Here is a 24612-nt window from a genome sequence, read left to right as displayed (position 1 = left end):
ACTGTCCGGAGCCGGAGCAAGGCGGCAGGCAGGACCGTGAGGCGCATGGATGCGCCGACCGAGCCTACAGGGACGTATTTACGGCGTGTCCTGCCTGTCGCCTTGCTCCGGCTCTACGCGCGGGAAGGGAGGCGCCGCGAACAACGCTGTAACCCTACTTCGCATACTGCCCACCGCAGTTGGCATCCTTGCCCGGCCCCAGTTCAATCGTAGCCAGCAGCGCTGCCGGCGGGGCAATGCTGCCCAGTGCCAGGGCCACCGCGCCGCGAATACCCAACGCCTTGAAGTCAGGGCGGAACGACGGGTCCTTGAACGTGCCGCTGATATGCAACGGTGACCGCAGTACCAGGATGCTCTTGTCCTTCGGGCGCGGTTTCAGCAGCAGGTCCAGGGTCTCGTCGCGCAGGCTGACCGTGCCTTCGCCGATGAGGATGGTATCGGTGGTGTCCACCGCCAGTGCCTGGCTGGTCATCAGGCCGTCCTGCACACCGAAGTCGGCGAAGGCGCAGCGCAGCGGAATCTGCTTGTCACCGGTCACCAGGAACTTCAGTGATTCGGTGATATCCAGCCCGGCCAGTTCCATCACCAGGTTGCCGACATGGCCACGGCCCATCGCCAGCCCGACCTTGCCGCTGCTGCTGCCGAGCATGGCGGCGATCGAGTTGCCGCGCCCGCTCAGGTCCACTTCGCCGCCGATGCCGCCCTTGGCCTGCTCGGCCAGCTTCGCATCCGGGAAAAGCTGGCCCAGCTGCACGCCGCGTACACTGGCCTTCAACGCGGTGCGAATCTGCGACTGGCGTGCATCCATGCGGACCGTGCTGCGGATATCGCCGCCGGCCACGCCGAAGTTCAGCGGGTCCAGCCGCAGCACGCCGTCATCCAGCAGCAGGTGCGCGTCCATGTCGTCCAGTGGCAACGAGGGCGCGTTGATGCGGTGGGCCTTCCAGCGCACGTCGGCATCCATCGCACGCAGTTTGCCCAGATTGTAGGGCGTGTCGGGCAATACCCGGCTGCTGGCGGCGATGCGGGCGGCCTGTGCCTTTTGTTCCGCATTCGCGGTTTCGCCGCCGCCGGTCTTCGGTGGCGCTCCCACGAAGCCGGCCAGGTCATCGAAGTCCAGGCGCCTGGATTCCAGTGTCGCGGTCAGCCGTGGACGGTCGCGTCCCACCTCGAACTGCAGGTTGCCAGCGAGGTCGCTGTCACCGACCTTGCCGGTGAAGCTGTCGTAGCGCCAGACGTTGTGGTCGCGCTTCAGCCGTCCGTCCAAGGCGTAGGGCGGTGAGGGCGGGATGGCAATGCCGAGCAGCGGGTACAGGTCCGACAGGTCCTGCCCGCTGAGTGCGAACTGCAGGTCGAACACCCGCAGCTGGAACGGATTGGTCAGCGTGCCACTGGCCACCGCGTGGGTAGCGCCGGCGCGACCGTCGAGGTGGATGCGGAACGGGTGGTCGCTGTCGGTCAGTTCCAGCGGTGATTCGGTGCCGCCGCGCAGGGTGAACGGGTTGCCCTGCCAGTGGCCTTTGCCCTGCACCAGCAGCGGCGGCGAGGCATCGGCCTGTTTCGGCTGACCGCTGCGCACGCCCACGCGGATGTCGGTGCGGCCCAGTGCATCGATGAACTGCAGCCGACCATCGTCGATGCGCAGGCGTTTGAGCTGCGGGCTTGTGCCGCCGGCGCTGTCACCGAGGAAGTCCCAGTTGCCCGGCTCGCCCTTGCGCGGGGCGGTTTCCAGCAGCACGTCCGGCCGGGTCAGGCGCACCTCGGGCAGCTGCACGCTGCCGCGCAGCAGGGGCCAGACCCGCACGTCGATCTCGACGCGGTCTGCGCTGGCCATCTCAGGTTGTTTCGCCCAGCTGGCATTGGCGAAGGTGATCGCATCGGCGCGGATCGTGCTGGTGCGGCCGAGGTCGACATCAAGGTTCCCGATGTGCAGCACTCGGCCGGTGCGTGCCTGCACCGCGCGCTCCACCGGTCCCTTGAACCAGTTCCAGTCCCACAACGCGAGCAGTACCAGGATCGCCGCCAGCAGGAAAACCAGGATCGTGAGCCAGCGCCGGCCTCGTGGGCCGGGGCGGCGGAGGCGCCAGCGGGGCGTGCGCTTTGCGGCAGGGGAGGCGGCAGCATTCACGCTGCCATGGTTGCCCCCTGTTCGTGGACAGGGCGCGAAGCGACCATGTGCATGGCGTGCACACGCCGCCGTCGGCGGCCGTTTACAGCACCTGCATGGTGACCGCGACGAAGTGGCAGACGCTGCCGCCGATCACGAACAGGTGCCAGATGGCATGCGAGTACGGGATCGATTCACGGTGGTAGAAGTAGGTCCCCAGCGTATACGACAGGCCGCCGGCGAACAGCCAGGTGAGGGTGCCGCCATCGATCGAGGCCCACATCGGCTTGATCGCCACGACCACCAGCCAGCCCATGGCGATGTAGATCACCGTTGAGAGCACCTTGAAACGGCCGGTGTAGAACAGCTTGAACACCACGCCGCCCAGCGCCAGCGCCCAGATCGCGGTGAACAGGCCCCAGCCCCACGGACCGCGCAGGCCGATCAGGGTGAACGGGGTATAGGTGCCCGCGATCAGCACATAGATCGCGCAGTGGTCGAACACCTTCAACCGGCCCTTGGCGACCGGATGCTGGATGGCGTGGTACAGCGTGGAGGCGGTGTACAGCAGCAACAGCGCGATACCGAACACGATCGCGCTGGCCAGCTGCCAGCCGTCGCCGTAGATCGCAGCCAGGGTGATCAACACCGCGCTGGCGGCCAGGGCGAATACCGCGCCCAGGCCATGGGTCAGGGCGCTGGCGATTTCTTCACGGATCGAAGCAATGGACGTCGTGGACATGGCGTAGGCATTGTTCGCGGGGAGGGGGACCCGCACCCCCTTATCATCGCCGCGATGGGCGATGCGTGCACGCCTGTCACCGTATGGTGGGTGAATGCCTGCCTTGCGTTGGCTGGGGTCAGAGCCCTTTCCTGCCGGAAAGGGATCCGACCCCGCGGCATCAGCCCACCGAAACGGTATGGGCCGCTTCGCGGGTGGCCGAGAAACGCACGTCCGGCGAGCGTTCCTGCGCCAGCTGCAGGTTGACCCGGGTCGGTGCCAGGTAGACCAGGTGGCCGGCTGCATCCAGTGCCAGGTTCAGCGCATTCTTCTCGCGGAACTCTTCCAGCTTCTTCTCGTTGCTGCAGTGGACCCAACGCGCGGTGGTCACGCTGACCGGCTCGAAGGTGGCTTCCACGCCATACTCGTCCTTCAGGCGATAGGCCGCCACGTCGAACTGCAGCACACCCACCGCACCCAGGATCAGGTCGTTGCTGGTGAGAGGGCGGAAGAACTGGGTCGCGCCTTCTTCGGACAGCTGGGCCAGTCCCTTCTGCAGCTGCTTGAGCTTGAGCGGATCGCGCAGGCGCGCGCGGCGGAACAGTTCCGGGGCGAAGTTGGGGATGCCGGTGAAGGTGACCGCTTCGCCTTCGGTGAAGGTATCGCCGATGGAAATGGTGCCGTGGTTGTGGATGCCGATCACGTCGCCCGGCCACGCCTCGGCCGCGATCTCGCGGTCGCTGGCCATGAAGGTCAATGCGTTGGCCAGCTTCATTTCCTTGCCGGTGCGCACGTGGAAGGTCTTCATGCCGGCGCTGAAACGGCCGGAGCAGACGCGCATGAAGGCCACGCGGTCACGGTGCTGCGGATCCATGTTGGCCTGGATCTTGAACACGAAACCGGTCAGCTTGTTTTCTTCCGGGGCGATCTCGCGGCCGGTGGTGGAGCGTGCCTGCGGCGACGGCGCATGCTCGACGAAGAAGTCCAGCAGCGGCTGCACGCCGAAGTTGTTCACGCCCGAGCCGAAGAACACCGGGGTCTGCTTGCCGGCGCGGTAGGCCTCCAGGTCGAACGGATGGCTGGCGCCCTGCACCAGTTCCAGCTCGTCGCGCAGGTCGGCCAGCATCTGCGCACCGATCTTCTCGGCCAGGCCGGGGGCGTCGATGGACGGGAAGATGGTCGAGTCCTGGCGGGTGAAGTTGCGGCCCGGCTCGTACAGGTGCACTTCGCCGGTCAGCAGGTGGACCACGCCCTTCAGGCGCTGGCCCATGCCGATCGGCCAGGTGACCGGCGCGCACTGGATGCCCAGCACGGTTTCCACTTCATCCAGCAGCTCGATCGGGTCCTTGCCCTCGCGGTCGAGCTTGTTGATGAAGGTCATGATCGGGGTATCGCGCAGGCGGCACACTTCCATCAGCTTGATGGTGCGCTCTTCCACGCCCTTGGCCACGTCGATCACCATCAGTGCCGAGTCCACCGCAGTCAGCACGCGGTAGGTGTCCTCGCCGAAGTCGGCGTGGCCGGGGGTGTCGAGCAGGTTGACGATCTTGTCTTCATACGGGAACTGCATCACCGAAGAGGTGACGGAGATGCCGCGTTCCTTTTCCAATGCCATCCAGTCGGAGGTGGCGTGGCGGGCGGCCTTGCGGCCCTTGACCGAACCGGCCATCTGGATCGCGCCTCCGAACAGCAGCAGCTTTTCGGTCAGCGTGGTCTTGCCGGCGTCAGGGTGGGAAATGATGGCGAAGGTGCGGCGACGCGACGCTTCGTTGGCGACTTCGGACATGGCAGTGGCGCCCGCCCGGGGCGCTTTTCAAAGAGATAAGCGCCCGATTATACCGGCCGGGGCCGTTCAGCGCCCGATGCCGCCCTCGGCCTCGCCCTGGCGGGCGAACTGCAGCTGGCCCTGCTCGGCGAAGATGCGAGCCGGCACCGAACGCAGGCCCATGCCGCGGTTGACCTGCACCACGAAGTGCAGGTGCGGTGCGCTGCTGAAGCCGCTGTTGCCGGACAGGCCGATGGGCTGCCCGGCGCCCACCGCCTGGCCGCGACGCACGCGCATGCCGCCGGCCTGCAGGTGGCCGTACAGGGCCATGCTGCCGTCGCTGTGCAGCACGCGGATGAAGTTGGCGCGGGCACCATCACGTTCGCGGTCCTGGCCGTTGCCTCGGAAGCCATCCTGGATCTGCATCACCGTGCCCTCGCGCGCGGCCAGCACCAGTGTGCCCTCCGGCAGTGCGAAGTCGACCGCGTCGCGGTTTTCCTCGTCGTCGTGGCTGAACCGGCCCTGCGGCGCCTGGTCCACGCGCGGGCGTGCATCATCGAAGGGCAGGCGGTAGGCCACATCCTCGGCCTGTGCGGCGGGGTTGCCTGGTACCGACTGCAGGCGCAGGTCCAGCATCCGGCCATTGACCGGCGCGGGGAGGTGGCCGACGACCAGGCTGCTGTCGCCCTGTATCAGTGACTGCACCGGCAAGCCGTCGACCGGGTGCCCAGGGGCGGCGCGCAGTTCGATCTGCAACGGCCCGGCCAGAGTGTTGTCGATCCGGGCCTGCCAATGTTCGCCGATCGACTGCAGGCGCAGCTGGGCCATCGGAAGGGGGGCCTTCGCCTCCGCGCTGGCGGGGGTAGGCGCCTTCGGCAGCATCCCCCAGCCCTGGCGCCAGTCGCTGGCGCCGGCAGAGGCGCTGGCCAGCAGCGGCAGGAGCAGGCAGGTCAAGGGCAGGCGTGGCATCAGCGGATTCAGGAAAACGGACCGTCCGGACTGTACCCGATCCTGAACGGAGCGACCGCGACGCCTCTCGCATACCTGTTGCGAAAATATTCATCGCTTTATCCGCATGAAGGGATTGACAGCGCCCGGAAGCGCTGGCATCGTGGCCTCACCATCGAGACCGGCAGAGGGACAGGCCCTTTGAAGCCGGGGCAGCCCGCGGATGCGAAAGCGTTCGCGTAGGTGCCAAATCCTGCGGGGACCGTGGCGTCCACCGAAAGATGGTTCGATCCATGCACCGCACGTGCATCTCGAACGCGAGCCCCGCGAAGGCTCGATGGCCGATTCCCCAACCGGATCCCGCCATGAGCTTCGCTGCCAGTACCGCCGTTCGCCCCGAACCCTTTGTCCCCGTCAGCGTGCCGGTCGAAGACCGCGTGCATGCCGAGCGCGGTGAGTTCGCCGCGGTGCTGTCGATGCGTCACGCTGGCCCCAGCCCGGTGCGCCTGCGCTATGAGTGGGTCGGCCCGGCCAATGCGCCGGTGGTGGTGCTGGCCGGCGGCATTTCCGCCCATCGCCATGTGGCGTCCAACGCACAGTTCAGCGAGAAGGGCTGGGCCGAAGACCTGGTCGGCAGTGGTCGCACGCTGGATCCGCAGCAGTTGCGCGTACTGGCGTTCGACTTCATCGGGGCCGACGGTGCGTTGGACGTGCCGATCGATACCGCTGACCAGGCCGATGCGCTGGCACTGCTGCTGGATCATCTGGGTATCCGCACGCTGAAGGCCTTCGTCGGCTACTCGTATGGCGCGCTGGTCGGCCAGCAGTTCGCGATCCGTCATCGAGCCCGGGTGCGCCAGCTGGTGCTGGCCAGCGGCGCGCATCGTCCGCACCCGTATGCCGCGGCCTGGCGCGCACTGCAGCGCCGCGCCGTCGCCCTCGGCCAACTGCAGTGCGGCGAAGACCACGGCCTGGCGCTGGCCCGGCAGTTCGCCATGCTCAGCTACCGCACCCCGGAAGAGTTCGGCGAGCGCTTCGACGCCGCGCCGGAAGTGATCAACGGCCGCGTGCGGGTCGCCGCCGAGGACTATCTCGACGCCGCCGGCGCGCAGTACGTCGCGCGCACGCCGGTGACCGCCTACCTGCGCCTGTCCGAATCGATCGACCTGCACCGCGTGGACCCCGCCGCCATCCTGCCGCCGACCGTGGTGGTCGCGGTGGAGGGTGACCGCTTGGTGCCGCTGGCCGACCTGGTCGGCCTGGTCGAGGGGCTGGGGCCGCGCGGAAGCCTGCGCGTGCTGCGCTCGCCCTACGGCCACGACGCCTTCCTCAAAGAAACCGATCGCATCGACGCGATCCTCGCCACCGCCTTCCGCACCTCTGGAGAGTCCGCATGAGCCTGCACGCCAACGAGCCGTCCTGTAGCCGCACCACTGCCGCCGTCCGTGCCGGCATCGATCGGGACACCGCGCATGGCGCGGTCACGCCGCCGATCGTGCTGTCGTCGAACTTCAGTTTTGAAGGCTTCGGCAACAAGCGCCAGTACGACTACACGCGCAGTGGCAACCCGACCCGCGACCTGTTGGGTGAAGCGCTGGCCGAGCTGGAAGGCGGTGCGGGCGGCGTGATCACCGCCACCGGCATGGGCGCGATCAACCTGGTGCTGAACGCGCTGCTTCAGCCGGGCGATACCCTGGTCGTGCCGCACGACGCGTACGGTGGCAGCTGGCGGCTGTTCAATGCGCTGGCGAAGAAGGGCCATTTCGAACTGGTCACCGCCGACCTGACCGATCCGCGCGCGCTGTCGCAGGCGCTGGCCACCCAGCCGAAGCTGGTGCTGGTGGAAACGCCGTCCAATCCGCTGCTGCGCATCACCGACCTGCGCTTCGTCATCGATGCCGCGCACAAGGCAGGTGCTCTGGTTGTGGTCGACAACACCTTCCTGTCGCCGGCCCTGCAGCAACCACTGTCGTTCGGTGCGGATCTGGTGCTGCATTCCACCACCAAGTACATCAACGGCCACAGCGACGTGGTGGGCGGTGCGGTCGTCGCGCGCGATCCGGCACTGCATGAGCAGCTGGTGTGGTGGGGCAACGCGCTGGGCCTGACGGGTTCGCCGTTTGATGCCTTCCTGACCCTGCGCGGCCTGCGCACGCTGGATGCGCGCCTGCGCGTGCATCAGGAGAACACCACGTCGATCGTTGCGCTGCTGGACCAGCATCCGGCGGTCGGCCGCGTCTATTATCCGGGTCTGGCTGATCACCCGGGCCACTCCATCGCTGCTCGCCAGCAGAGTGGCTTCGGCGCGATGCTGTCGTTCGAACTGGCGCACTGCGCGGGTGATGATCCGCACGCGGCGGTGCGCGCGTTCGTCGATGGCCTGCGCTGTTTCACGCTGGCCGAATCGCTGGGCGGCGTCGAAAGCCTGATCGCGCATCCCGCCACCATGACCCATGCGGCGATGACCGCCGAAGCGCGTGCCGCGGCCGGCATCAGCGAAGGCCTGCTGCGCCTGTCGGTTGGCATCGAGGCCGAGCGTGACCTGTTGGCCGATCTCGGCGCCGCGCTGCAGCGTGCCGAAGCGGTGATTGATGCGGCTGCGCGCCGCAAACAGGTGGTGGATGCATGAGCGCGCTCGCCGCAGAAATTCCTGCTCTGGGCGTGGGACGCCTGGCGCTGCTGGGCACCGGCACGGTCGGCTCGGCCTTCGTACAGCGTTACCAGGCATTGCGGGCGCGTGGGCTGGAACTGCCCAGCGTGCAGTGGCTGGCCAATTCACGCACTGCGCTGGAGATCGATCGTGACCTGGCCTTGCCGCTGGAACTGGCACGGCGTGCACCGCGCGATGGCCAGAGTTCGCCACCGTGGGCGAGTGCGGAAGGACTGGAGCGTGGCGACGTGGTGGTCGACGCCACCGCCAGCGAAGACGTGGCCGCGCGCCACGTGCAGTGGCTGGCGCGGGGCGTGCATGTGGTGACCGCCAACAAGCTGGGGCGTGGTGCGCAGCTGGCCCGCGCGCAGGCCATTGCGGAAAGCTGTGCCGACAGTGGCGCACGCTATGGCGACAGCGCGACGGTGGGCGCGGGCCTGCCGCTGTTGAGCAGCCTGCGTGCACTGGTGGCCGGTGGCGATCACATCCATGCCATCGAAGGCGTGCTGTCCGGTTCGCTGGCGTGGCTGTTCCATCGTTATGACGGCCAGTCGCCGTTCTCGGCGGCGGTGCGCGAGGCGCTGGCTGCCGGCTACACCGAGCCCGATCCGCGCCTGGACCTTTCCGGTGAAGACGTGCGCCGCAAGCTGCTGATCCTGGCGCGCAGCAGCGGGCTGGCGCTGGATGCGTCGCAGGTACAGGTGGATTCACTGGTGCCTGAAGCGCTGGCAGCGCTGCCGCTGGAGGATGCGGTGGCGGCGCTCGAGCAGCTGGATGCGCCGTTGCGGGCGCGCTGGCAGCAGGCGCATGACAATGGCCGCGTGCTGCGTTTCGTTGGCCGTGTCGATGGCGAGGGTGCGCAGGTGGGCCTGCGTGAGTTGCCTGCCGATCACCCGTTGGCGCAGGGCGCGGGCACCGACAACCGCGTGGCCATCCACAGCGATCGCTATCACCGCCAGCCGTTGTTGATCCAGGGCCCGGGCGCGGGCGCGGAAGTCACTGCCGCCGCGTTGCTGGATGACGTGCTGCGGATCGTCGGCTGATCGCACTGCTTCTGTAGAGCCGAGCCCATGCTCGGCTGCTGCTGGCAAAATCCCCTCCTGCTGGGTAAGCCGAGCATGGGCTCGGCTCTACAGGGGACGGCTGCCGTTCAATGCGCCTTCAATGCCTTCAGCAACGCCGCGTTGAACTGCTTCGGGTCCTGCACCTGCGGCGAATGGCCCAGTTCGGCGAACTCGATCAGCGTCGCGCCGGGAATCGCCGCGGCTGCCGCCTTGCCGAGCACCGGATAGTTGCCCAGCGTCGCCTTCACCGCTGGTGGCGCCAGGTCGCGACCGATCGCGGTGCGGTCCTTCTGGCCGATGAACAGCGTGGTTGGCACCTGAACATTCTTGAGTTCGTAGACCACCGGCTGGTTGAACACCATGTCCGAGGCCAGTGCCTGGCTCCATGCAACGGCCTGCTTGCCGGGCCCTTCGTACATGCCCGACTGCATCCGTGCCCACGGTTCATACGCCGGCTTCCATTTTCCGTCGTAGTACACGTCCAGCTGGTAGCGGCGGATGCTGTCATAGCTGATGTTCATTTCGCCGGCGTACCACGCGTCCACGCTGCGCCAGGGAACACCCAGCGCCTTCCAGTCTTCCAGCCCGATCGGGTTGACCAGTGACAGGCTGCGCAGGTCCTGCGGGAACATCAGCGCATAGCGCACCGCCAGCATGCCGCCCATCGAATGACCGACCAGGTGCACCGGGACATCACCCAGTTGCAGCTGTTGCAGCAGGGCATGGGTGTTGGCGGCCAGCTGCGCGAACGAATACTGGTAACGCTCGGGCTTGCTGGATTTGCAGAAGCCCACCTGGTCCGGGGCGATCACCCGATAGCCGGCGGCAACCAGTGGCTTGATCGATTCCTTCCAGGTGGCGGCACAGAAGTTCTTGCCGTGCAGCAGCACCACCACGCCGATGGGTGCCTTCTTCGGCGCGATGTCGAGGTAGGCCATTTCCAGCGGCTGCCGCTGCGATTCCAGCGCGAAGGTCTTCACCGGATAGCCGTAGTCGAAACCCTCCAGCCGCGGCCCGTAAGTGGGCGCGGCCAGCGCAGGCAGTGGAAGGCAGGCAAGCAGGGCGGCAGCGATCACGCGCATGGGGCGGTCCTGGATAGGGGAGCCCCGAGCCTAACCGGAACGCAGTGACGGTGTCGTCCGACCGAGCAAGGGCGACGAGGTAGAGTCGACTGGGTAGAGTCGACTGTTAGTCGACTACCTTCCCCACAACGAGCGAAAATCCCGCGCTGCGCGCGATAGTCGACCAACGGTCGACTCTACCTGTGGCCCGGCGCCATCGCGCCGGGACCGGTCGACCTCAACACTCGATGACGTTCACCGCCAGGCCACCGCGGCTGGTTTCCTTGTACTTGTCCTGCATGTCGCGGCCGGTATCGCGCATGGTCTTGATCACCTTGTCCAGCGACACCTTGTGCTTGCCGTCGCCGCGCATCGCCATGCGCGAGGCATTGATCGCCTTCACCGCGCCCATCGCATTGCGCTCGATGCAGGGGATCTGCACCAGCCCGCCGATCGGATCACAGGTCAGGCCGAGGTTGTGTTCCATGCCGATTTCCGCGGCATTCTCGATCTGGCTCGGGTTGCCACCCAGCGCTGCGACCAGGCCACCGGCCGCCATCGAGCAGGCCACGCCCACTTCGCCCTGGCAGCCCACTTCGGCGCCGGAGATCGAGGCGTTTTCCTTGTACAGGATGCCGATCGCTGCCGAGGTCAGCAGGAAGTCGAATACGCGCTGTTCGTTGGCGCCGGGGCAGAAACGGTCGAAGTAATGCAGCACCGCCGGCAGCACGCCGGCAGCGCCGTTGGTCGGCGCAGTCACCACACGACCACCGGCGGCGTTCTCTTCGTTCACCGCCAGCGCGTACAGGTTGACCCAGTCCAGAGTGGTCAGCGGATCGCGCATCGCTGCTTCCGGCTTCGACGACAGCTCGCGGTACAGCGCCGGTGCACGACGGCCGACCTTCAGGCCACCCGGCAGCACGCCTTCCTCGCGGATGCCGCGCGCCACGCACGACTGCATCGCACTCCAGATCTCGCGCAGGTTGGCGCGGATCTCGTCTTCGCTGCGCCAGCACTTCTCGTTCTCGAACATCAGCTGGGCAATGCTCAGGCCGCTGCGCGCGGTCTGCGCCAGCAGCTCGTCGCCGCTCTTGAACGGGTAGGGCAGCGGGGTTTCGTCGGGCACGATGCGGTCATCGGCCGCGTCGTCCTGGTTGACCACGAAGCCGCCACCGACCGAGTAATAGTCGCGGGTGGCGATCACCTCGTCCTCGGCGTTGTACGCGGTGAAGCGCATGCCGTTGGTGTGGTACGGCAGCTTCTGGCGCTTGTTCATGCCGAGGTCGCGCTTCTCGTCGAAGGCGATCTCGTGCTGGCCCATCAGTTGGATGCGCTTGCTGCTGCGGATGCGCTCCAGGGTGGCCGGAATGATGTCCGGATCGATCAGGTTCGGCCGCTGGCCTTCCAGGCCCAGCAGGATCGCCTTGTCGGTGCCATGGCCGCGGCCGGTCAGCGCCAGCGAGCCATAGACATCGGCGCGGATGCGCGCGACCTCGTGCAGGCGGCCCGGGTCAAGCAGCCAGCGATGGATGAATCGCTCGGCGGCCTTCATCGGCCCGACGGTGTGCGAGGAGCTCGGGCCAATGCCGATCTTGAAAACGTCGAACGTGCTGACAGCCATGGTTGCCGTACTGCGGGTACCGGAGGAGACCGCTATTCTAGCGGTTCATGCCGTACTTCCATGGCTGCGGCGCAGCATTTCGGCAGAGGGAGCAAAACCGGTGTTGACCCTGTTCCAGCGCGATGACTGCCACCTGTGCGACATGGCCCTGGCCGAGCTGGCCAAGGCGCGGGCACCGGAGTTCGAATCGGTGTTCCTGGATGACCAGCCTGCGCTGGAAGCGCGCTACGGCGCGCGGGTGCCGGTGCTGCGCGACGAGACTGGTGGTCGTGAGCTGGACTGGCCGTTCGACGCAGCCACGGTTCAGGCCTGGCTGGCGGTCGATCGGTAGTGCCGGCCGTTGGCCGGCAACCCCGCGATGCCCGGTGATGCCGGCCAGCGGCCGGCACTACCAGACGCGGTTTACTTCGCGTCGAACTTCACGATCGTGCTGATCGCGGTTTCGTCCGGGATGGTCTTGGTGTCGGCCCAGTCGCCGCCGCCGACGCCGAAGTCCAGCCGCTTGACCGTGGCCTTGCCGGTCAGCACCGGCTGGGTGCCCGGCTTCCAGGTGAAGGTGAGGGTGACCGGCTTGCTGACGCCTCGCAGCTCCAGTGTGCCATCGGCGGCGAACTGGTCATTGCCCACCGCGCGGAAGCCCTTGGCGGTGTAGCGTGCGGTGGCGAACTTGCCAACATTGAAGAAGTCGGCGGTCTGCAGGGTCGAGTCACGGTCGCTGTTGCCGCTCTTGGCGCCGGCCAGCGGGATCACCACGTCCAGCGAACCGGCGGCCGGATTGGCCGGGTCGAAGCTGAGCTTGGTGGCAAAGCCCGGGAAGCTGCCGGTGAACACTTCGCCGTCGTACTTGGTGGCGAACACCAGGATCGAGCCGGCGCCGGGCGCCTGTGCGTAGTCGGCGGCGAACACCGGGGTGGTGGCCAGCATGCCGGCCAGGGCGGCGGCCACGGCGGCCGGAGTGGTCAGTTTCAGGTTCATCGGTCAGTCCTTCTGAGGGGAGGCGAGCCAGCCGCGCGGCAACATGCGGGACAAGGTCGCATCGCGCTGGAACAGGTGGTGGTAGAAGGCAGCGCCGGCATGGGCCAGCACCACCGCGATCAAAAGCCAGAAGCCGTACTCGTGGATGGCATGCGATACCGCGACCACCTGCGGGTCGGGACCGCTCAGCTTGGGCACGTCGACCAGGCCGAACCAGCGGAACGGGCGCAGGCCGCTGGCCGAGTCGTACAGCCAGCCCGACAGCGGGATGGCGAACATCAGCACATACAGCAGCACGTGGGTGGCACTGGCGATGCGTTCCTGCCAGCTGGGCACGCCCGGCACCGGCTTGGGGGCACCGGCATACAGGCGCCAGCCGAGGCGGAAGAGCACGAGCGCCAGCACGGTGATGCCGATCGATTTGTGCGCGGTATAGACCCAGAAATACTTGGGGGTCTTGGGCAGTTCGCCCATGGTCAGGCCGACCACGCCCAGGGCGAGGATCAGCAATGCGATCAACCAATGCAGGATCTGGCTGACACTCCCCCAGGCGGCGGGGGTGTTCTTGGCGGTCATGAAGGGTCCTCTAGGGGGCCGTCTTGGGGTCGGAGTGTGGAACGGGAGCGGGAGTTCCCGGGGCGTCGCTGCGGTCGAGGGTGGCTTCGGCCTCGATCCTCAGCTGTACTGCATCACCGATGACGCCCGGCCAGGCGGTGATGCCGAACGCGCGCCGGCTCAGCGTGGTGCTGGCGGAAAAACCGGCGGTGCGTCGGAACGGGGGGAGGGGGTAGCGCTTGATGGCGTTGAGGGTCACGTCCAGCGTGATCTCCTGGCTGACCCCGCGCAGGGTCAGGGTGCCGATCACGTGGGCGCGCCTGGCATCGATCGGTTCGACCCGGCTGGAGACGAAATGTGCCTTCGGGAAACGCTCGCCATCCAGAAGGCTGCGGGCCAGCGTGGCCTGGTTCCATTTGGCGTCACCAAGGTCCAATCGCGACACGGGGACTTCGACGTCCAACGTGGCTTCGCGCCAGTTGTCGGGATCGAACTGCAGCCGGCCCTCACTGCCGGAGACCGTGCCCATCGCCTGCGAGTAGCCCGCGTGGTCGATGCTGAACAGCACACGCGTGTGCACCGGATCGAGGCGATAGGTATCTGCATCCGCCCAGGCGGGAGCGGTGGCGAGCAGCATCGGCAGCAGGGCCAGGCAGGGACGCATCGATGGCGGGCTCCGGAAGGGGTACGCTGTGATCATACGCACAGGCCCCTGCCAAGGATGCGTGCATGGCTGCAACAGTTCGTGGTGGTCCTGCCCCGGCAACAGGCTGTTGCAGCCATGACCCCGGCCCTGTGTGACAATCGGGACAGGACAGGGGGTTCAGGATGACGAGCAGCTGGCGCCTGTGGTGCCTGGGCATCGCGGCAACGGGGCTGCTGCTGTTGGCGTCTGCCACGGCGGCTGCAGCCCTGGACATGGCAGAAACACCACGCCTGCGGCGCTTCGGTGCCGCCGAAGGCATGCCTTCGCGCATGGTGCTGGCGCTGGCCGAGGACCGCCAGGGCCATGTCTGGGCCGCAACCGATGGCGGTCTGGTGCGCTACGACGGCAGCTCGCTGCGGGTCTGGGAACATGACCCGGAACAGCCCGGTTCGTTGCCCGGCAACGAGATCGAGACCCTGCTGGTCGATCCGCTGGACCGTGTGTGGGTGGGCATCAATGGCAAGGGCGTGGCCCGCCTGGATGCCGACCGCGAGCGGTTCAAGACCTTCGATGCGGTCAATGGTCCGTGCCTGGGCCAGTTCTGGACGCTGGCCTACGCCGGGGATGCGTTGTGGATCGGCACCAGCAGCCAGGGTATCTGCCGGTTCGGGGAGGACGGCAGTCTGCGCTTCTTCAAGCACGACCCGGCCCGTGCCGACGGCCTGCCCAGCAACACCATCTACAGCAGCCTGGTCGATGCTCGGGGACGCCTGTGGATCGGTACCGAGGCCGGCGTCGCACGCTGGAATGGCCGTGACTTCGAGCCCGTGGCACCGCACGCGCTGGGCGCATTGAGCGTGCTGCGGATGAGCCGCGATCCGGATGGCTCGATCTGGGTCGGCAGCCAGAACGATGGCCTGTACCGCATCGATGCGCAGGACCGGGTCAGTCGTCCGCGCTGGAGCGACAGCGCCGGCCTGCGCTCGGCGCTGGTGCTGGCCGATCGCCAGGGCGGCTACTGGGCGGGCACGTCCGATGGCCTGCTGCGTGGCGATGCAAGTGCGCTATGGCGGCTCGACGGCGACCGCGGCAGTGGTTTCCTCACTGCACAGAGCGGTGTGCTCGATCTGCTGCAGGACCATGAAGGCGGATTGTGGGTCGCCCTGCTGACCCAGGGACTGGCCTACCTCCCGCCCGACTGGCGCCGCTTCTCGATCTGGAACCAGCTCGATGGCAAGCCGCTGGACAGCCAGTACCTGCTGGGCGCGGCCAGTGATGGCCAGAACTACTACGTGGGTTCGGCGCACGGCGTGTATCAGCTGGACGCACATGGCACGTTGCGCCTGCTGGCCAGCGACCGCGAGATCGGCAGCGGTGCGGTGTGGTCGGTACTGCCGCGGTCGGACGGGCGCCTGTGGCTGGGGCGTGCCGGCCGCATCAGCGTGTATGACCCGGCCACCCGCGCGCTGCACGACTGGCACATCGGTGGAGGCGCCGATCTGCGCCAGCGCATCGACCTGATGCGGCAGGCACCCGATGGCACGGTCTGGCTTTCGGTGATGAACCTGGGCCTGCAGCAGCGCAGTGCGGAGGGCCGGGTGCTGCGCAGCTATCCTCTCGACGATTTCCGCAAGGCGGCCGACTCACCCATCGAGCAGATCCGCTTCGATGCCCATGGCAAGGCATGGGTGATGGGCGACATGGGCATCTGGCGTGAGCAGGCCGGTCGCTTCGAAGCGGTGCCGGGGGTCTCGCGCGGGCTGATCTACGACCTGGTGTGGGTGGATCCGCAGCAGTTGTGGCTGGCCCGCCAGGGCGCGCTGGAGCGCTACCAGTGGGATGGCATGAGCCTGCGCCTGATCCAGCGCATTGATGGAAGCGCCGGTGTGCCGCCGGTCAGCATGGGGGGCCTGGCATTGGCCGACAATGGCCGGGTGTGGGCGACCACGCCGCGCGGCCTGCTGCGCTGGGACCCGAAAGCACGACGCCTGCAGTTGTTCAATGAACGCGATGGCCTGTCCGATGCCGAGTTCACCAGCCGGCCGCCAGCGGTGAATGCTGATGGTCGCGTTCTGGCCGTCGCCCAGACCGGCCTGGTTGCATTCGACGTGAATGCCGACGACGTGGTGCTGCCCGGGTCGTCGCTGGTGATTGCCGAGGTGCGCGTGCGCCGCGATGATGCACGCGGCTGGCAGCCGCTGCCGAACACCGGCACCCTGCTGCTGGGACCGGATGATCGCGACCTGCAGATCGATGCGCGGTTGTTGTCGTATGCCAATCCCCAGGGCAACCGCTACCGCTTCCGGGTACGCGGGTATGACCAGAACTGGGTGGAGCAGGGCGGCGACGGCCAGCGCACGCTGTCGCGACTGCCGACCGGCAGCTACGTCATCGAAGTGCAGGCGGCCACCGCCAATGGTGCATGGACGCCTTCGCAGCAGCTGCAGGTGAAGGTGCTGCCACCTTGGTGGCGCAGCGGCATGGCGATCTTCGGCTACATCCTGATCGGCTCGCTGCTGCTGCTCGTCCTGGTCTGGTCGATCCGTGCGCGCCTGCGCCGTCGCCAGCAATGGCAGCTGACCGTGCACAAGCAGGAGCTGGCCGAACAGGCCTCGCAGGCCAAGAGCCGGTTCCTGGCCACGCTGGGGCATGAAGTCCGCACGCCGATGACCGGCGTGCTTGGCATGAGCGAGTTGCTGCTGGCCACACCGCTGGACCCGGTGCAGCGCAGCTATGCCGGCTCCATCCAGCAGGCCGGCAGCCATCTGCTGCGGTTGGTCAACGATGCGCTGGACCTCGCGCGCATCGAAGCCGGTCGACTGGAGCTGGATCTGCGTCCGTTCGACCTGGCCGGACTGCTCGACCAGGTGCAGGCGCTGATGCAGCCCATGGCGAAACAGCGCAAGCTGGATTTCCAGCGTGGCGACGATCCGCCCGGCCCGATCAGCGTCAGTGGCGACGAGATGCGCGTGCGGCAGATGCTGCTCAACCTGCTGGGCAATGCCATCAAGTTCACCGAGCGCGGTCATGTCGGCCTGGCCGTGCACCTGGAAGAGAACGGCGGCGGTCTCTGCTTCGAAGTGCACGACAGTGGTCCGGGTATCAATGCCGAGCAGCAGGAGCGGCTGTTCCACCGATTCGAACAGGCGGAGGGGCCGCGCACGGCCTCGCGCTATGGTGGAAGCGGGCTGGGCCTGGCGATCTGCCAGGAGCTGGCCGTGGCGATGGGCGGGCGCATCGAAGTGGACAGCCAGCCAGGCAAGGGCGCGCGTTTCCGGGTGCGGTTGCCGCTGCCCTGGACCCGGCAGGCAGCCGCCACGGGCGAAGCGCCGGCACTGCCGATGCTGCCGCCACTGCGCATCCTGCTGGTGGAGGACGATGCCACCGTGGCCGAGGTCATCGCCGGCCTGCTGCGCAGCCGCGGCCATGAGGTGGTGCATGTGCTGCATGGCCTGGGGGCTTTGTCGGAGATCGCTACCGACGGCTTCGATGTCGGCCTGCTCGATCTCGACCTGCCTGCGCTGGACGGTACTGCGATCGCCCGCCAGCTGCGCACCCTGGGCTACGAACTGCCACTGGTGGCGGTGACCGCCCGCTCCGATGCGTATGCCGAATCGCAGGTGCTCGCTGCCGGTTTCGATGGTTTCCTGCGCAAGCCGGTGACCGGCGACATGCTGGTGGCAGCGATCATCCAGGCTCGCGCCAAACGACAGACCACAACTTGAAAACGTCGACGCCGGGCGTGAACGGCGCGACTTTCGGTTTACCATGCCGACGCCCGCGGCGCGGGAATCATCAGGCAGCGTGAGGAGGCAATCGGTGGTGTATCTGCGGGCGGCAATGCTGCTGCTGATCCTCCTGTGCGGCCTGTCACCCGCTGCCGCGCAGCCGGTGCCACCGAGCCCGCGCCAGGTGACGGTATTCGACGGCCTGCCGTCCAATACCGTCAACCGCATGGCCGAAGACCGCTATGGCTACCTGTGGATCGCCACCAACGACGGCCTGGCCCGTTACGACGGGCGCAACTACCGGATCTGGCGTTCTGAGGATGGCCTGCGCGACAACCGCATCTGGACGGTCCTGGTCGATGCGCGCAACCAGCTCTGGATCGGGACCGAGAACGCGGGCCTGGTACGGATGTCGGCCGACCGCCGCCAGCTGCATTTCTACGACCGCAGCAGCCAGCCCTTGATGGGGACCAACACGGTCTGGAGCCTGGCGACCACGCCGGACGGTGCGATCTGGTTCGGCACCCACGAAGGTGGGCTGTACCGGCTGGACAGCCAGGACCGCCTGCAGCGTTTCCTGCCCGAGGCCAACAATCCCCGCAGCCTGCCTGCCGCCTCGGTGCCGTACCTGGCTACGCTGGCCGATGGCAGCCTGTGGGTCGGCACCAAGCATGGCGTGGCGCGCTGGACCGGCACCGACTTCGAGCGGGTCGGCACCGACGTCATTCCCAGCCTGCTGATCAATGGGTTGACCAGCGAACCCGATGGCAGCCTGTGGATCAGTACGATGGCCGGCGCCACGGTGCGTCGCCCCGACGGGCGTTTTGAATCGCCGCCCTGGAAACTGCCGCCGGGCGAGCAGGTGCTCGGCATGATGCTGCGCGATGAACAGGGCGGGCATTGGTTGGATACCCGTACCGGGCTTGGTCGGGCCGTGGATGGGCAGTACCAGACCGTTCCGCTGTACAGCGCCGTTGCGCGCGGGCCGGTGCGGCCGAACTGGACGGGCGCCTACGAGGACCGCGAAGGCGGCATCTGGTTGGCCAGTACCAATGCCGGCCTGTGGCATCTGCTGCCGCGCTGGTGGCAGTTCTCGGTGCTGTCGCGATTGGAGGACGACACCGGTTCTCTGCGCAATGCCTTCGTGCTCGGCACCAGCCCTTCCAGCAATGGCGGCATCTGGACGGTCGGCAGCCACGGTGCGCTGGACCGGTTCGATCCCAGGACGGGCAAGATCGAGCAGCACCGCACCTGGGTCAATGGCATGTACTGGTTGTCCTCGGTACGCGAGGATCGCCGTGGCCAGGTCTGGATCGGCTCGACCGATGCGTTGCTGCGCTATGACCCGAAGCGACGTGAGCTACGTCGCTGGGGCCGTGATGCCGGGGCCGACGCGACCATGGAAGGGGTCATCGAGTCGATGATGACCTGTGACGGCGACAGTCTATGGTTGATGTTGCCTGCAGGCCTGCAGCAGCGTGACCTCGACGGTCGCCTGCGCCGCCAGCTGGAAAACGGCCAGCGCGGCCTGCAGCAGGGCCAGCTCAACCTGGATGTGGAATGCGGGCCGCAGGACCACATCTGGCTGGCCAGTAGCCGTGGCCTGCTGCAGTGGCTGCCGGAAAGCGAGCGCTTCCAGCCGGTGCCGGGCGCGCCGGCGACCGCGATCCATGCGTTGCACGTGGGCCGCGATGGCCAGGTCTGGCTGTCGGAGGATGGCCGCCTGTCGCGCTACCGCTGGAGCCAGGGCCGGCTTGAACGGCAGGCCGTGGTCGGCGCGGAGCAGGGCTACCCGGCGATCTCCGCTTCCGGGCTGGTGGTCGACGCACAGGGGGTGGCCTGGGCCACCAGTGCGCGCGGCCTGGTCCGGGTTGGCGCCGACGGGCAGAGCGTGCGCCTGTACGGCGTCCACGACGGCCTGCCCAGCCAGGAGTTCCGCGAGCACACGTTGACGATGTCCGGCGATGGCCATCTGGTGGCCGGTACCCCGGCCGGCGTGGTGGTGTTCGACCCGGAACAGGTGCGGCCGTCGGTGCGGCGGGCGCCGTTGGTGATCGAACGGGTCGAAGTCCGCCGCAACGAGCAGGTACTCGACCTGACCCATGACACGCCCTTGCAGATCGCCGATGGTGACCGTGACCTGCGCATCGTCGCGCGACTGTTGTCGTTCGCCGATTCGGCCTCCAACAGCTACCGCTACCGCCTGGCCGGCTACGACCCCGATTGGGTGGAAGTGGGGCCGGCCGGTGAGCGCCTGTTCTCGCGCCTGCCGCCGGGCAGCTACCGCCTGGAGGTACAGGCGCGCTCGGCCGACCATGTCTGGTCGCGGGTGCAGAGCCTGGAATTCCGTGTACAGCCACCGTGGTGGCGCAGCCTGTCCGGGCTGCTGGTGCTGGCCTCGATCGCGCTTCTGCTGACCAGTTGGTTTGCCTGGTTGTATCGCCGTCGCCTGCAGCGGCGCCATGCCTATCAGCTGGCACTGCATAAACAGGAACTGGCCGAACAGGCCTCGGCGGCCAAGACCCGCTTCCTGGCCAATCTCGGCCACGAAATCCGCACGCCGATGACCGGTGTGCTCGGCATGAGCGAACTGCTGCTGGCCTCGCCGCTGGACCCGCAGCAGCGCGGCTACACGCAGTCGATCCGGCACGCCGGCGAACACCTGCTTCACCTGGTCAACGATGCACTGGACCTGGCACGGATCGAATCCGGACGGCTGGAACTGCAGTCCAAGCCGTTCGCGCTGAGCTGCCTGCTGCAGGACCTGGCCGCGCTGATGGGACCTCTGGCAGCGCAGAAGGGTCTGCGCTTCACCCTCGACAACCAGTTGCCGCCGGGCCTGCAGGCGACCGGCGATGCGATGCGGGTAAGGCAGATCCTGCTCAACCTGCTCTCCAACGCGGTCAAGTTCACCAGCCGTGGAACCATCACCCTGCATGCGCGCAGCGACGGCGAGCTGCGCGCGTTGCATTTCGAAGTGCGCGACACCGGGCCGGGCATCAGCCAGGAACAGCAGCAGCGCCTGTTCCGCCGCTTCGAGCAGGCCGATGGCGCCCGCACCGCGGCGCAGTACGGCGGCAGCGGCCTGGGCCTGGCGATCTGCCGCGAACTGGCGCAGGCGATGCAGGGGCGTATCCAGGTCGAGAGCCAGCTCGGCCGCGGCACGTGTTTTGGCGTGACCCTGCCGTTGCCGCTGGTGGTCGATGCCAATGCAGAGTCCGAGGGCGAAGTGCACCGCGAGGATGCGGCCAACATGCCGCCATTGCGCGTGCTGCTGGTCGAGGATGATGCAACCGTGGCTGATGTGGTGCGCGGGCTGTTGAGTGCGCGCGGCCATGAAGTGGTGCATGCGGGCCATGCGCTGGCGGCACTGCGCGAGATCAGCGCAGGGGATTTCGACGTCGGCCTGCTGGATCTGGACCTGCCGGGCCTGAGCGGCTTCGAGCTGGCCCAGCACCTGCGCAACCAGGGCTACATGCTGCCACTGCTCGCCGTGACGGCACGGACCGATCCAGACCTGCAGCAGCAGGTGGAAGCGGCCGGCATCGGTGGTTTCCTGCGCAAGCCGGTGACCGGTGAGCTGCTGGTGGAAGCGATCGCCAGGGTCATGGGACGGTAGGGCTTATTGCAGGGCTTGCAGCCCTGCACCTGCTGCAAGCCGGAGCAACAGCAACAGCCGAAGCAAAAGCTGGTTTCCCGTGGGATGGCGGGGCGGTGCCGGAGTGCGGGGACGCCGCAAGTACGTCCTTGTAGGCTTGGCAGCCGCATCCATGCGGCTGACACCCCGCACTCCGGCACCGCCCCACCACCCACGAAATGCCTGCTTTTGCCGTTGCTGTTGCCTTGGCTTGAAGCCTCTGCAGGTGCAGGGCCGCAGGCCCTGCCGAACCACCCTCACTCCGCAACGTGCTCGACCTGCCGTGGCTCCGGCTTGGTATCGGGCAGCTGCCAGAAGATCATCGTAGAGGTCAGGGTGATCGCGCCCACGCACAGGAACGTGGCATGCAGCGCGGCGGTGGCGCTGTTGCTGTCCAGGTGGTTGCCGAACGCGGCCAGCAGGCTGCCGGCCGCAGCAGCACCAAAGCCGGCGGCGAGCATCATCACCATCGACAGCAGGCTGTTGCCGGAACTGGCGAACTCACGGTCCAGATCGCGCAGGGTCACGGTGTTCATCACGGTGAACTGCAGCGAATTGACCGCGCCGAAGAACGCAAGCTGCAATAGGCGCCAGGCCAGGTGCTGGCCGGGTGTCATCAGGATGAAGCTGGCCATCGCCAGGCCCACCAGCACGGTGTTGACCATCAGCACGCGGCGGTAGCCGTAGCGCTCCACCAGCTTCACCGCCAGTTTCTTTGAGACCATGCCGGCGGCTGCCACCGGCACCATCATCAGGCCGGCGTTCATCGGGCCCAGGCCCAGGCCGACCTGCAGCAGCAACGGGATCAGCATCGGCATGGCGCTGCTGCCGATGCGCGAGAAAAGATTGCCGAGAATGCCGATGCGGTAGCTGGGTACGCGGAACAGCGCCAGCGAGAACAACGGCGCCGTCGAATTGGCGGCGTGCAGCCAGTAACCCACCAGCGCCGCCAGCCCTGCAACGGTCATCAGCATCACCAGCGCGTGTGGCGTGCCCAGTCCGGAGATGCCGTCCAGCGCCAGTGACAGCACCACCATCGCGAAGGCCAGCATGATGTAGCCACGCAGGTCGAAACGGGTGCGATGGCTGGCGTAGTGGTCGGGCATGATCTTCATCGCGGCGATGAATCCGATCACGCCGATCGGCAGGTTGATCAGGAACACCCAGTGCCACGAGGCGATCTCCACCAGCCAGCCGCCCAGCGTGGGGCCGATCAGCGGGCCGACCAGGGCCGGGATGGCAATGAAGCTCATCGCGCGCAGGAAATCCTCGCGCGGCACTGATCGCATCACTGCCAGCCGGCCGACCGGCAGCAGCATGGCACCGCCGATGCCCTGCAGCACGCGCGCACCGACCAGCTGGTGCAGGTGCTGGGCCAGCGCGCAGGCCAGCGAGCCGAGGGTGAACAGAATGATCGCCACCAGGAAGGTGCGACGGGTGCCGTAGCGGTCAGCGATCCAGCCCGAGGCGGGAATGAAGGTGGCCACCGCCAGCGCGTAGCTGAACACCACCGACTGCATCTGCAGCGGGCTTTCGCCCAGGCTGGCCGCCATCGCCGGCAATGCCGTGTTGACGATGGTCGAGTCCAGCATCTGCATGAAGATCGCCAAGGACACCAGCCACAGCAGGGGGCGCTGGCGGTTGTAGGTCGATGGCGATGTGGACATGGGGTGCGGCCGGTGCAGCGTGGGGGATGCCATGATCGCGCACTGTGGGTCACGGCGCGATCAACATCGCGCCGCAACCGTATGCCGAATGCTCAGCGCTGGCTGTGCGCGTGCACCGCGTCGACCAGCACCTGCACGTGGGCCGGGTCCATGTCCGGCGACATGCCGTGGCCGAGGTTGAACACGTGGCCCTCGCGCGAACCGGCATTGCCGGCGGCGTAGGTGTCGAGCACCCGCGCTGCGGCTGCGGCGATCGCATCCGGCGAGGCGTACAGCGTGGTCGGGTCGAGGTTGCCCTGCAGCGCGACGCGGCCACCGGTGCGGCGCATCGCCTCGTCCAGGTCCAGCGTCCAGTCCAGGCCCAGTGCATCGGCGCCGGTCTGCGACAGCGCTTCCAGGTGCAGGCCGGTACCCTTGCCGAACAGGATCAGCGGCGTGCGCTCGCTGCCTTCGCCGCGCTCCAGGCCCTCGGCGATGCGCTGCAGGTAGCGCAGCGAGAACTCGCGGTACATGGCCGGCGACAGCACGCCGCCCCAGGTGTCGAACACCTGCAGCGCCTGCGCACCGGCCGCGCGCTGCGCGCCCAGGTACGCAATCACCGCGTCGGTGGTGACCTCCAGCAGGCGGTGCAGGGCCTGCGGATGGTTCAGCGCCATTGCCTTGATGCGCGCGAAATCCTTGCTGCCGCCGCCTTCCACCATGTAGCAGGCCAGTGTCCAGGGGCTGCCGGAGAAACCGATCAACGGTACCTGGCCGTCCAGCTCCCGACGGATCAGGCGTACCGCGTCCATCACATAGCCCAGGTCCTGTTCCATGTCCGGTACCGCCAGCCGGGCGATGGCCGCTTCGTCACGCACCGGATGACGGAACTTCGGGCCTTCGCCTTCAACAAAGTAGAGCTCCAGGCCCATCGCATCGGGAATGGTGAGGATGTCCGAGAACAGGATGGCTGCGTCCAGCGGGAATCGGCGCAGCGGCTGCAGCGTGACTTCGCAGGCGATCTCCGGGTTCTTGGCCATGGCCAGGAAGCTGCCGGCCTTGGCCCGGGTTGCGCGGTACTCCGGCAGGTAGCGGCCGGCCTGGCGCATCAGCCAGACGGGGGTGCAGTCCACCGGTTCGCGGCGCAGGGCGCGCAGCAGGCGATCGTTGCGGAGAGGGCTGGTCACGATGGGCATTCCTTGGACGAAAGTTGGCAGCGGCGTCAGTCGCCGTGCGAGAGGATCTGGAAGCCGCGATGCAGTTCGGCATCGCGGGCCTTCTCGAAGGCATGACGGGCTTCGTCAGCCTGCAGGAACAGCTCGCGCCGCAGCTGCGAGCGGTTGCCGACGCGGCCGCTCTCGCGCAGCAGCTCCCAGCCGCCGAACAGGTCCGGCTGCAGGCTCAGGCGCAGGAAGCGCGGTGCCTGCGCACCGGCGTCGGGATGTTGCAGGTAGACGTGCATGGGCCGATTGTAGCGGGGCCAGGGTG

At 67.5% G+C, this 24612-nt stretch carries 18 protein-coding genes and 1 riboswitch; of the genes, 6 read left to right on the top strand and 12 right to left on the bottom strand.

Annotated features, from left to right (window positions below):
• Window positions 1–154 precede the first annotated feature (154 nt).
• The 4 genes from AC5P5R_RS16975 to AC5P5R_RS16960 all read right to left on the bottom strand — a co-directional run bounded on the left by AC5P5R_RS16975 (window position 155) and on the right by AC5P5R_RS16960 (window position 5562).
• Entirely contained in the window at window positions 155–2128 is a 1974-nt protein-coding gene (locus AC5P5R_RS16975; RefSeq protein WP_100438340.1) for an AsmA family protein, read from the bottom strand.
• An 82-nt stretch (window positions 2129–2210) separates the two neighbouring features.
• Window positions 2211–2849, bottom strand: a complete 639-nt coding sequence (gene trhA, locus AC5P5R_RS16970; protein WP_005410682.1) for a PAQR family membrane homeostasis protein TrhA — start codon at window positions 2847–2849, stop codon at window positions 2211–2213.
• 160 nt (window positions 2850–3009) lie between these two features.
• Window positions 3010–4614, bottom strand: a complete 1605-nt coding sequence (locus AC5P5R_RS16965) for a peptide chain release factor 3 (RefSeq protein WP_005410681.1) — start codon at window positions 4612–4614, stop codon at window positions 3010–3012.
• A gap of 66 nt (window positions 4615–4680) precedes the next feature.
• Window positions 4681–5562: a M23 family metallopeptidase gene (locus AC5P5R_RS16960; protein WP_100438339.1), complete on the bottom strand. Its 882-nt coding sequence runs from the start codon at window positions 5560–5562 to the stop codon at window positions 4681–4683.
• A 148-nt stretch (window positions 5563–5710) separates the two neighbouring features.
• Window positions 5711–5829, top strand: a riboswitch (SAM riboswitch).
• A gap of 77 nt (window positions 5830–5906) precedes the next feature.
• On the opposite strand from AC5P5R_RS16960, the gene metX reads away from it, so the two are divergent.
• The 3 genes from metX to AC5P5R_RS16945 are packed head-to-tail and all read left to right on the top strand — an operon-like array spanning window position 5907 to window position 9234.
• Window positions 5907–6938, top strand: a complete 1032-nt coding sequence (metX, locus tag AC5P5R_RS16955; RefSeq protein WP_005410679.1) for a homoserine O-succinyltransferase MetX — start codon at window positions 5907–5909, stop codon at window positions 6936–6938.
• Entirely contained in the window at window positions 6935–8170 is a 1236-nt protein-coding gene (locus tag AC5P5R_RS16950) for an O-succinylhomoserine (thiol)-lyase (RefSeq protein ID WP_005410678.1), read from the top strand. Before metX ends, AC5P5R_RS16950 begins: the two co-directional genes overlap by 4 nt.
• Window positions 8167–9234: a homoserine dehydrogenase family protein gene (locus AC5P5R_RS16945; protein WP_076739156.1), complete on the top strand. Its 1068-nt coding sequence runs from the start codon at window positions 8167–8169 to the stop codon at window positions 9232–9234. Before AC5P5R_RS16950 ends, AC5P5R_RS16945 begins: the two co-directional genes overlap by 4 nt.
• Window positions 9235–9341: 107 nt before the next feature.
• Here AC5P5R_RS16945 and AC5P5R_RS16940 read toward each other — a convergent pair whose 3' ends face one another.
• Both AC5P5R_RS16940 and AC5P5R_RS16935 read right to left on the bottom strand, forming a co-directional pair.
• Window positions 9342–10337, bottom strand: a complete 996-nt coding sequence (locus AC5P5R_RS16940; RefSeq protein ID WP_012481022.1) for an alpha/beta fold hydrolase — start codon at window positions 10335–10337, stop codon at window positions 9342–9344.
• A gap of 217 nt (window positions 10338–10554) precedes the next feature.
• Window positions 10555–11937 carry an L-serine ammonia-lyase gene (locus AC5P5R_RS16935; RefSeq protein ID WP_024956918.1) on the bottom strand — a complete coding sequence of 461 codons (1383 nt, stop codon included), beginning with the start codon at window positions 11935–11937 and terminating at the stop codon, window positions 10555–10557.
• Between the two features lie 100 nt (window positions 11938–12037).
• On the opposite strand from AC5P5R_RS16935, the gene AC5P5R_RS16930 reads away from it, so the two are divergent.
• Complete coding sequence (locus AC5P5R_RS16930; RefSeq protein ID WP_024956919.1) at window positions 12038–12268, top strand: glutaredoxin family protein; 231 nt, start codon at window positions 12038–12040, stop codon at window positions 12266–12268.
• A 71-nt stretch (window positions 12269–12339) separates the two neighbouring features.
• On the opposite strand, the gene AC5P5R_RS16925 is transcribed toward AC5P5R_RS16930, so the two are convergent.
• Genes AC5P5R_RS16925 through AC5P5R_RS16915 form a run of 3 tightly spaced genes read right to left on the bottom strand, consistent with a single transcriptional unit; the run spans window position 12340 to window position 14131 of the window.
• Window positions 12340–12912 (bottom strand): YceI family protein, encoded by a 573-nt coding sequence (locus AC5P5R_RS16925; protein ID WP_005414145.1) that lies wholly within the window; start codon window positions 12910–12912, stop codon window positions 12340–12342.
• Between the two features lie 3 nt (window positions 12913–12915).
• The gene (locus AC5P5R_RS16920) at window positions 12916–13488 is read right to left on the bottom strand and encodes a cytochrome b (RefSeq protein WP_005410672.1); all 573 of its coding nucleotides are present in this window, start codon (window positions 13486–13488) and stop codon (window positions 12916–12918) included.
• Between the two features lie 10 nt (window positions 13489–13498).
• A complete protein-coding gene (locus tag AC5P5R_RS16915) occupies window positions 13499–14131 on the bottom strand; it encodes a YceI family protein (RefSeq protein ID WP_005410671.1) in 633 nt (210 codons plus the stop codon).
• Between the two features lie 164 nt (window positions 14132–14295).
• On the opposite strand from AC5P5R_RS16915, the gene AC5P5R_RS16910 reads away from it, so the two are divergent.
• Together AC5P5R_RS16910 and AC5P5R_RS16905 are read left to right on the top strand one after the other, a co-directional pair.
• Window positions 14296–17838, top strand: coding sequence for a sensor histidine kinase (locus AC5P5R_RS16910; protein ID WP_164281631.1), 3543 nt, complete (start codon window positions 14296–14298; stop codon window positions 17836–17838).
• Between the two features lie 94 nt (window positions 17839–17932).
• Window positions 17933–21460 carry a hybrid sensor histidine kinase/response regulator gene (locus AC5P5R_RS16905; RefSeq protein ID WP_032966941.1) on the top strand — a complete coding sequence of 1176 codons (3528 nt, stop codon included), beginning with the start codon at window positions 17933–17935 and terminating at the stop codon, window positions 21458–21460.
• Window positions 21461–21735: 275 nt separating this feature from the next.
• On the opposite strand, the gene mdtD is transcribed toward AC5P5R_RS16905, so the two are convergent.
• The 3 genes from mdtD to AC5P5R_RS16890 all read right to left on the bottom strand — a co-directional run bounded on the left by mdtD (window position 21736) and on the right by AC5P5R_RS16890 (window position 24586).
• Window positions 21736–23145: a multidrug transporter subunit MdtD gene (gene mdtD / locus AC5P5R_RS16900; RefSeq protein WP_010482759.1), complete on the bottom strand. Its 1410-nt coding sequence runs from the start codon at window positions 23143–23145 to the stop codon at window positions 21736–21738.
• A 92-nt stretch (window positions 23146–23237) separates the two neighbouring features.
• Entirely contained in the window at window positions 23238–24320 is a 1083-nt protein-coding gene (gene hemE, locus AC5P5R_RS16895; protein ID WP_076739158.1) for a uroporphyrinogen decarboxylase, read from the bottom strand.
• 26 nt (window positions 24321–24346) lie between these two features.
• A complete protein-coding gene (locus AC5P5R_RS16890) occupies window positions 24347–24586 on the bottom strand; it encodes a WGR domain-containing protein (protein WP_005410666.1) in 240 nt (79 codons plus the stop codon).
• Between the last annotated feature and the right edge of the window lie 26 nt (window positions 24587–24612).

This window comes from Stenotrophomonas sp. YJH_SMC_19, from assembly GCF_059367915.1.
The sequence above is the reverse complement of the archived record's forward strand: the minus strand, read 5'-3'. Positions and strand labels throughout refer to the sequence as shown.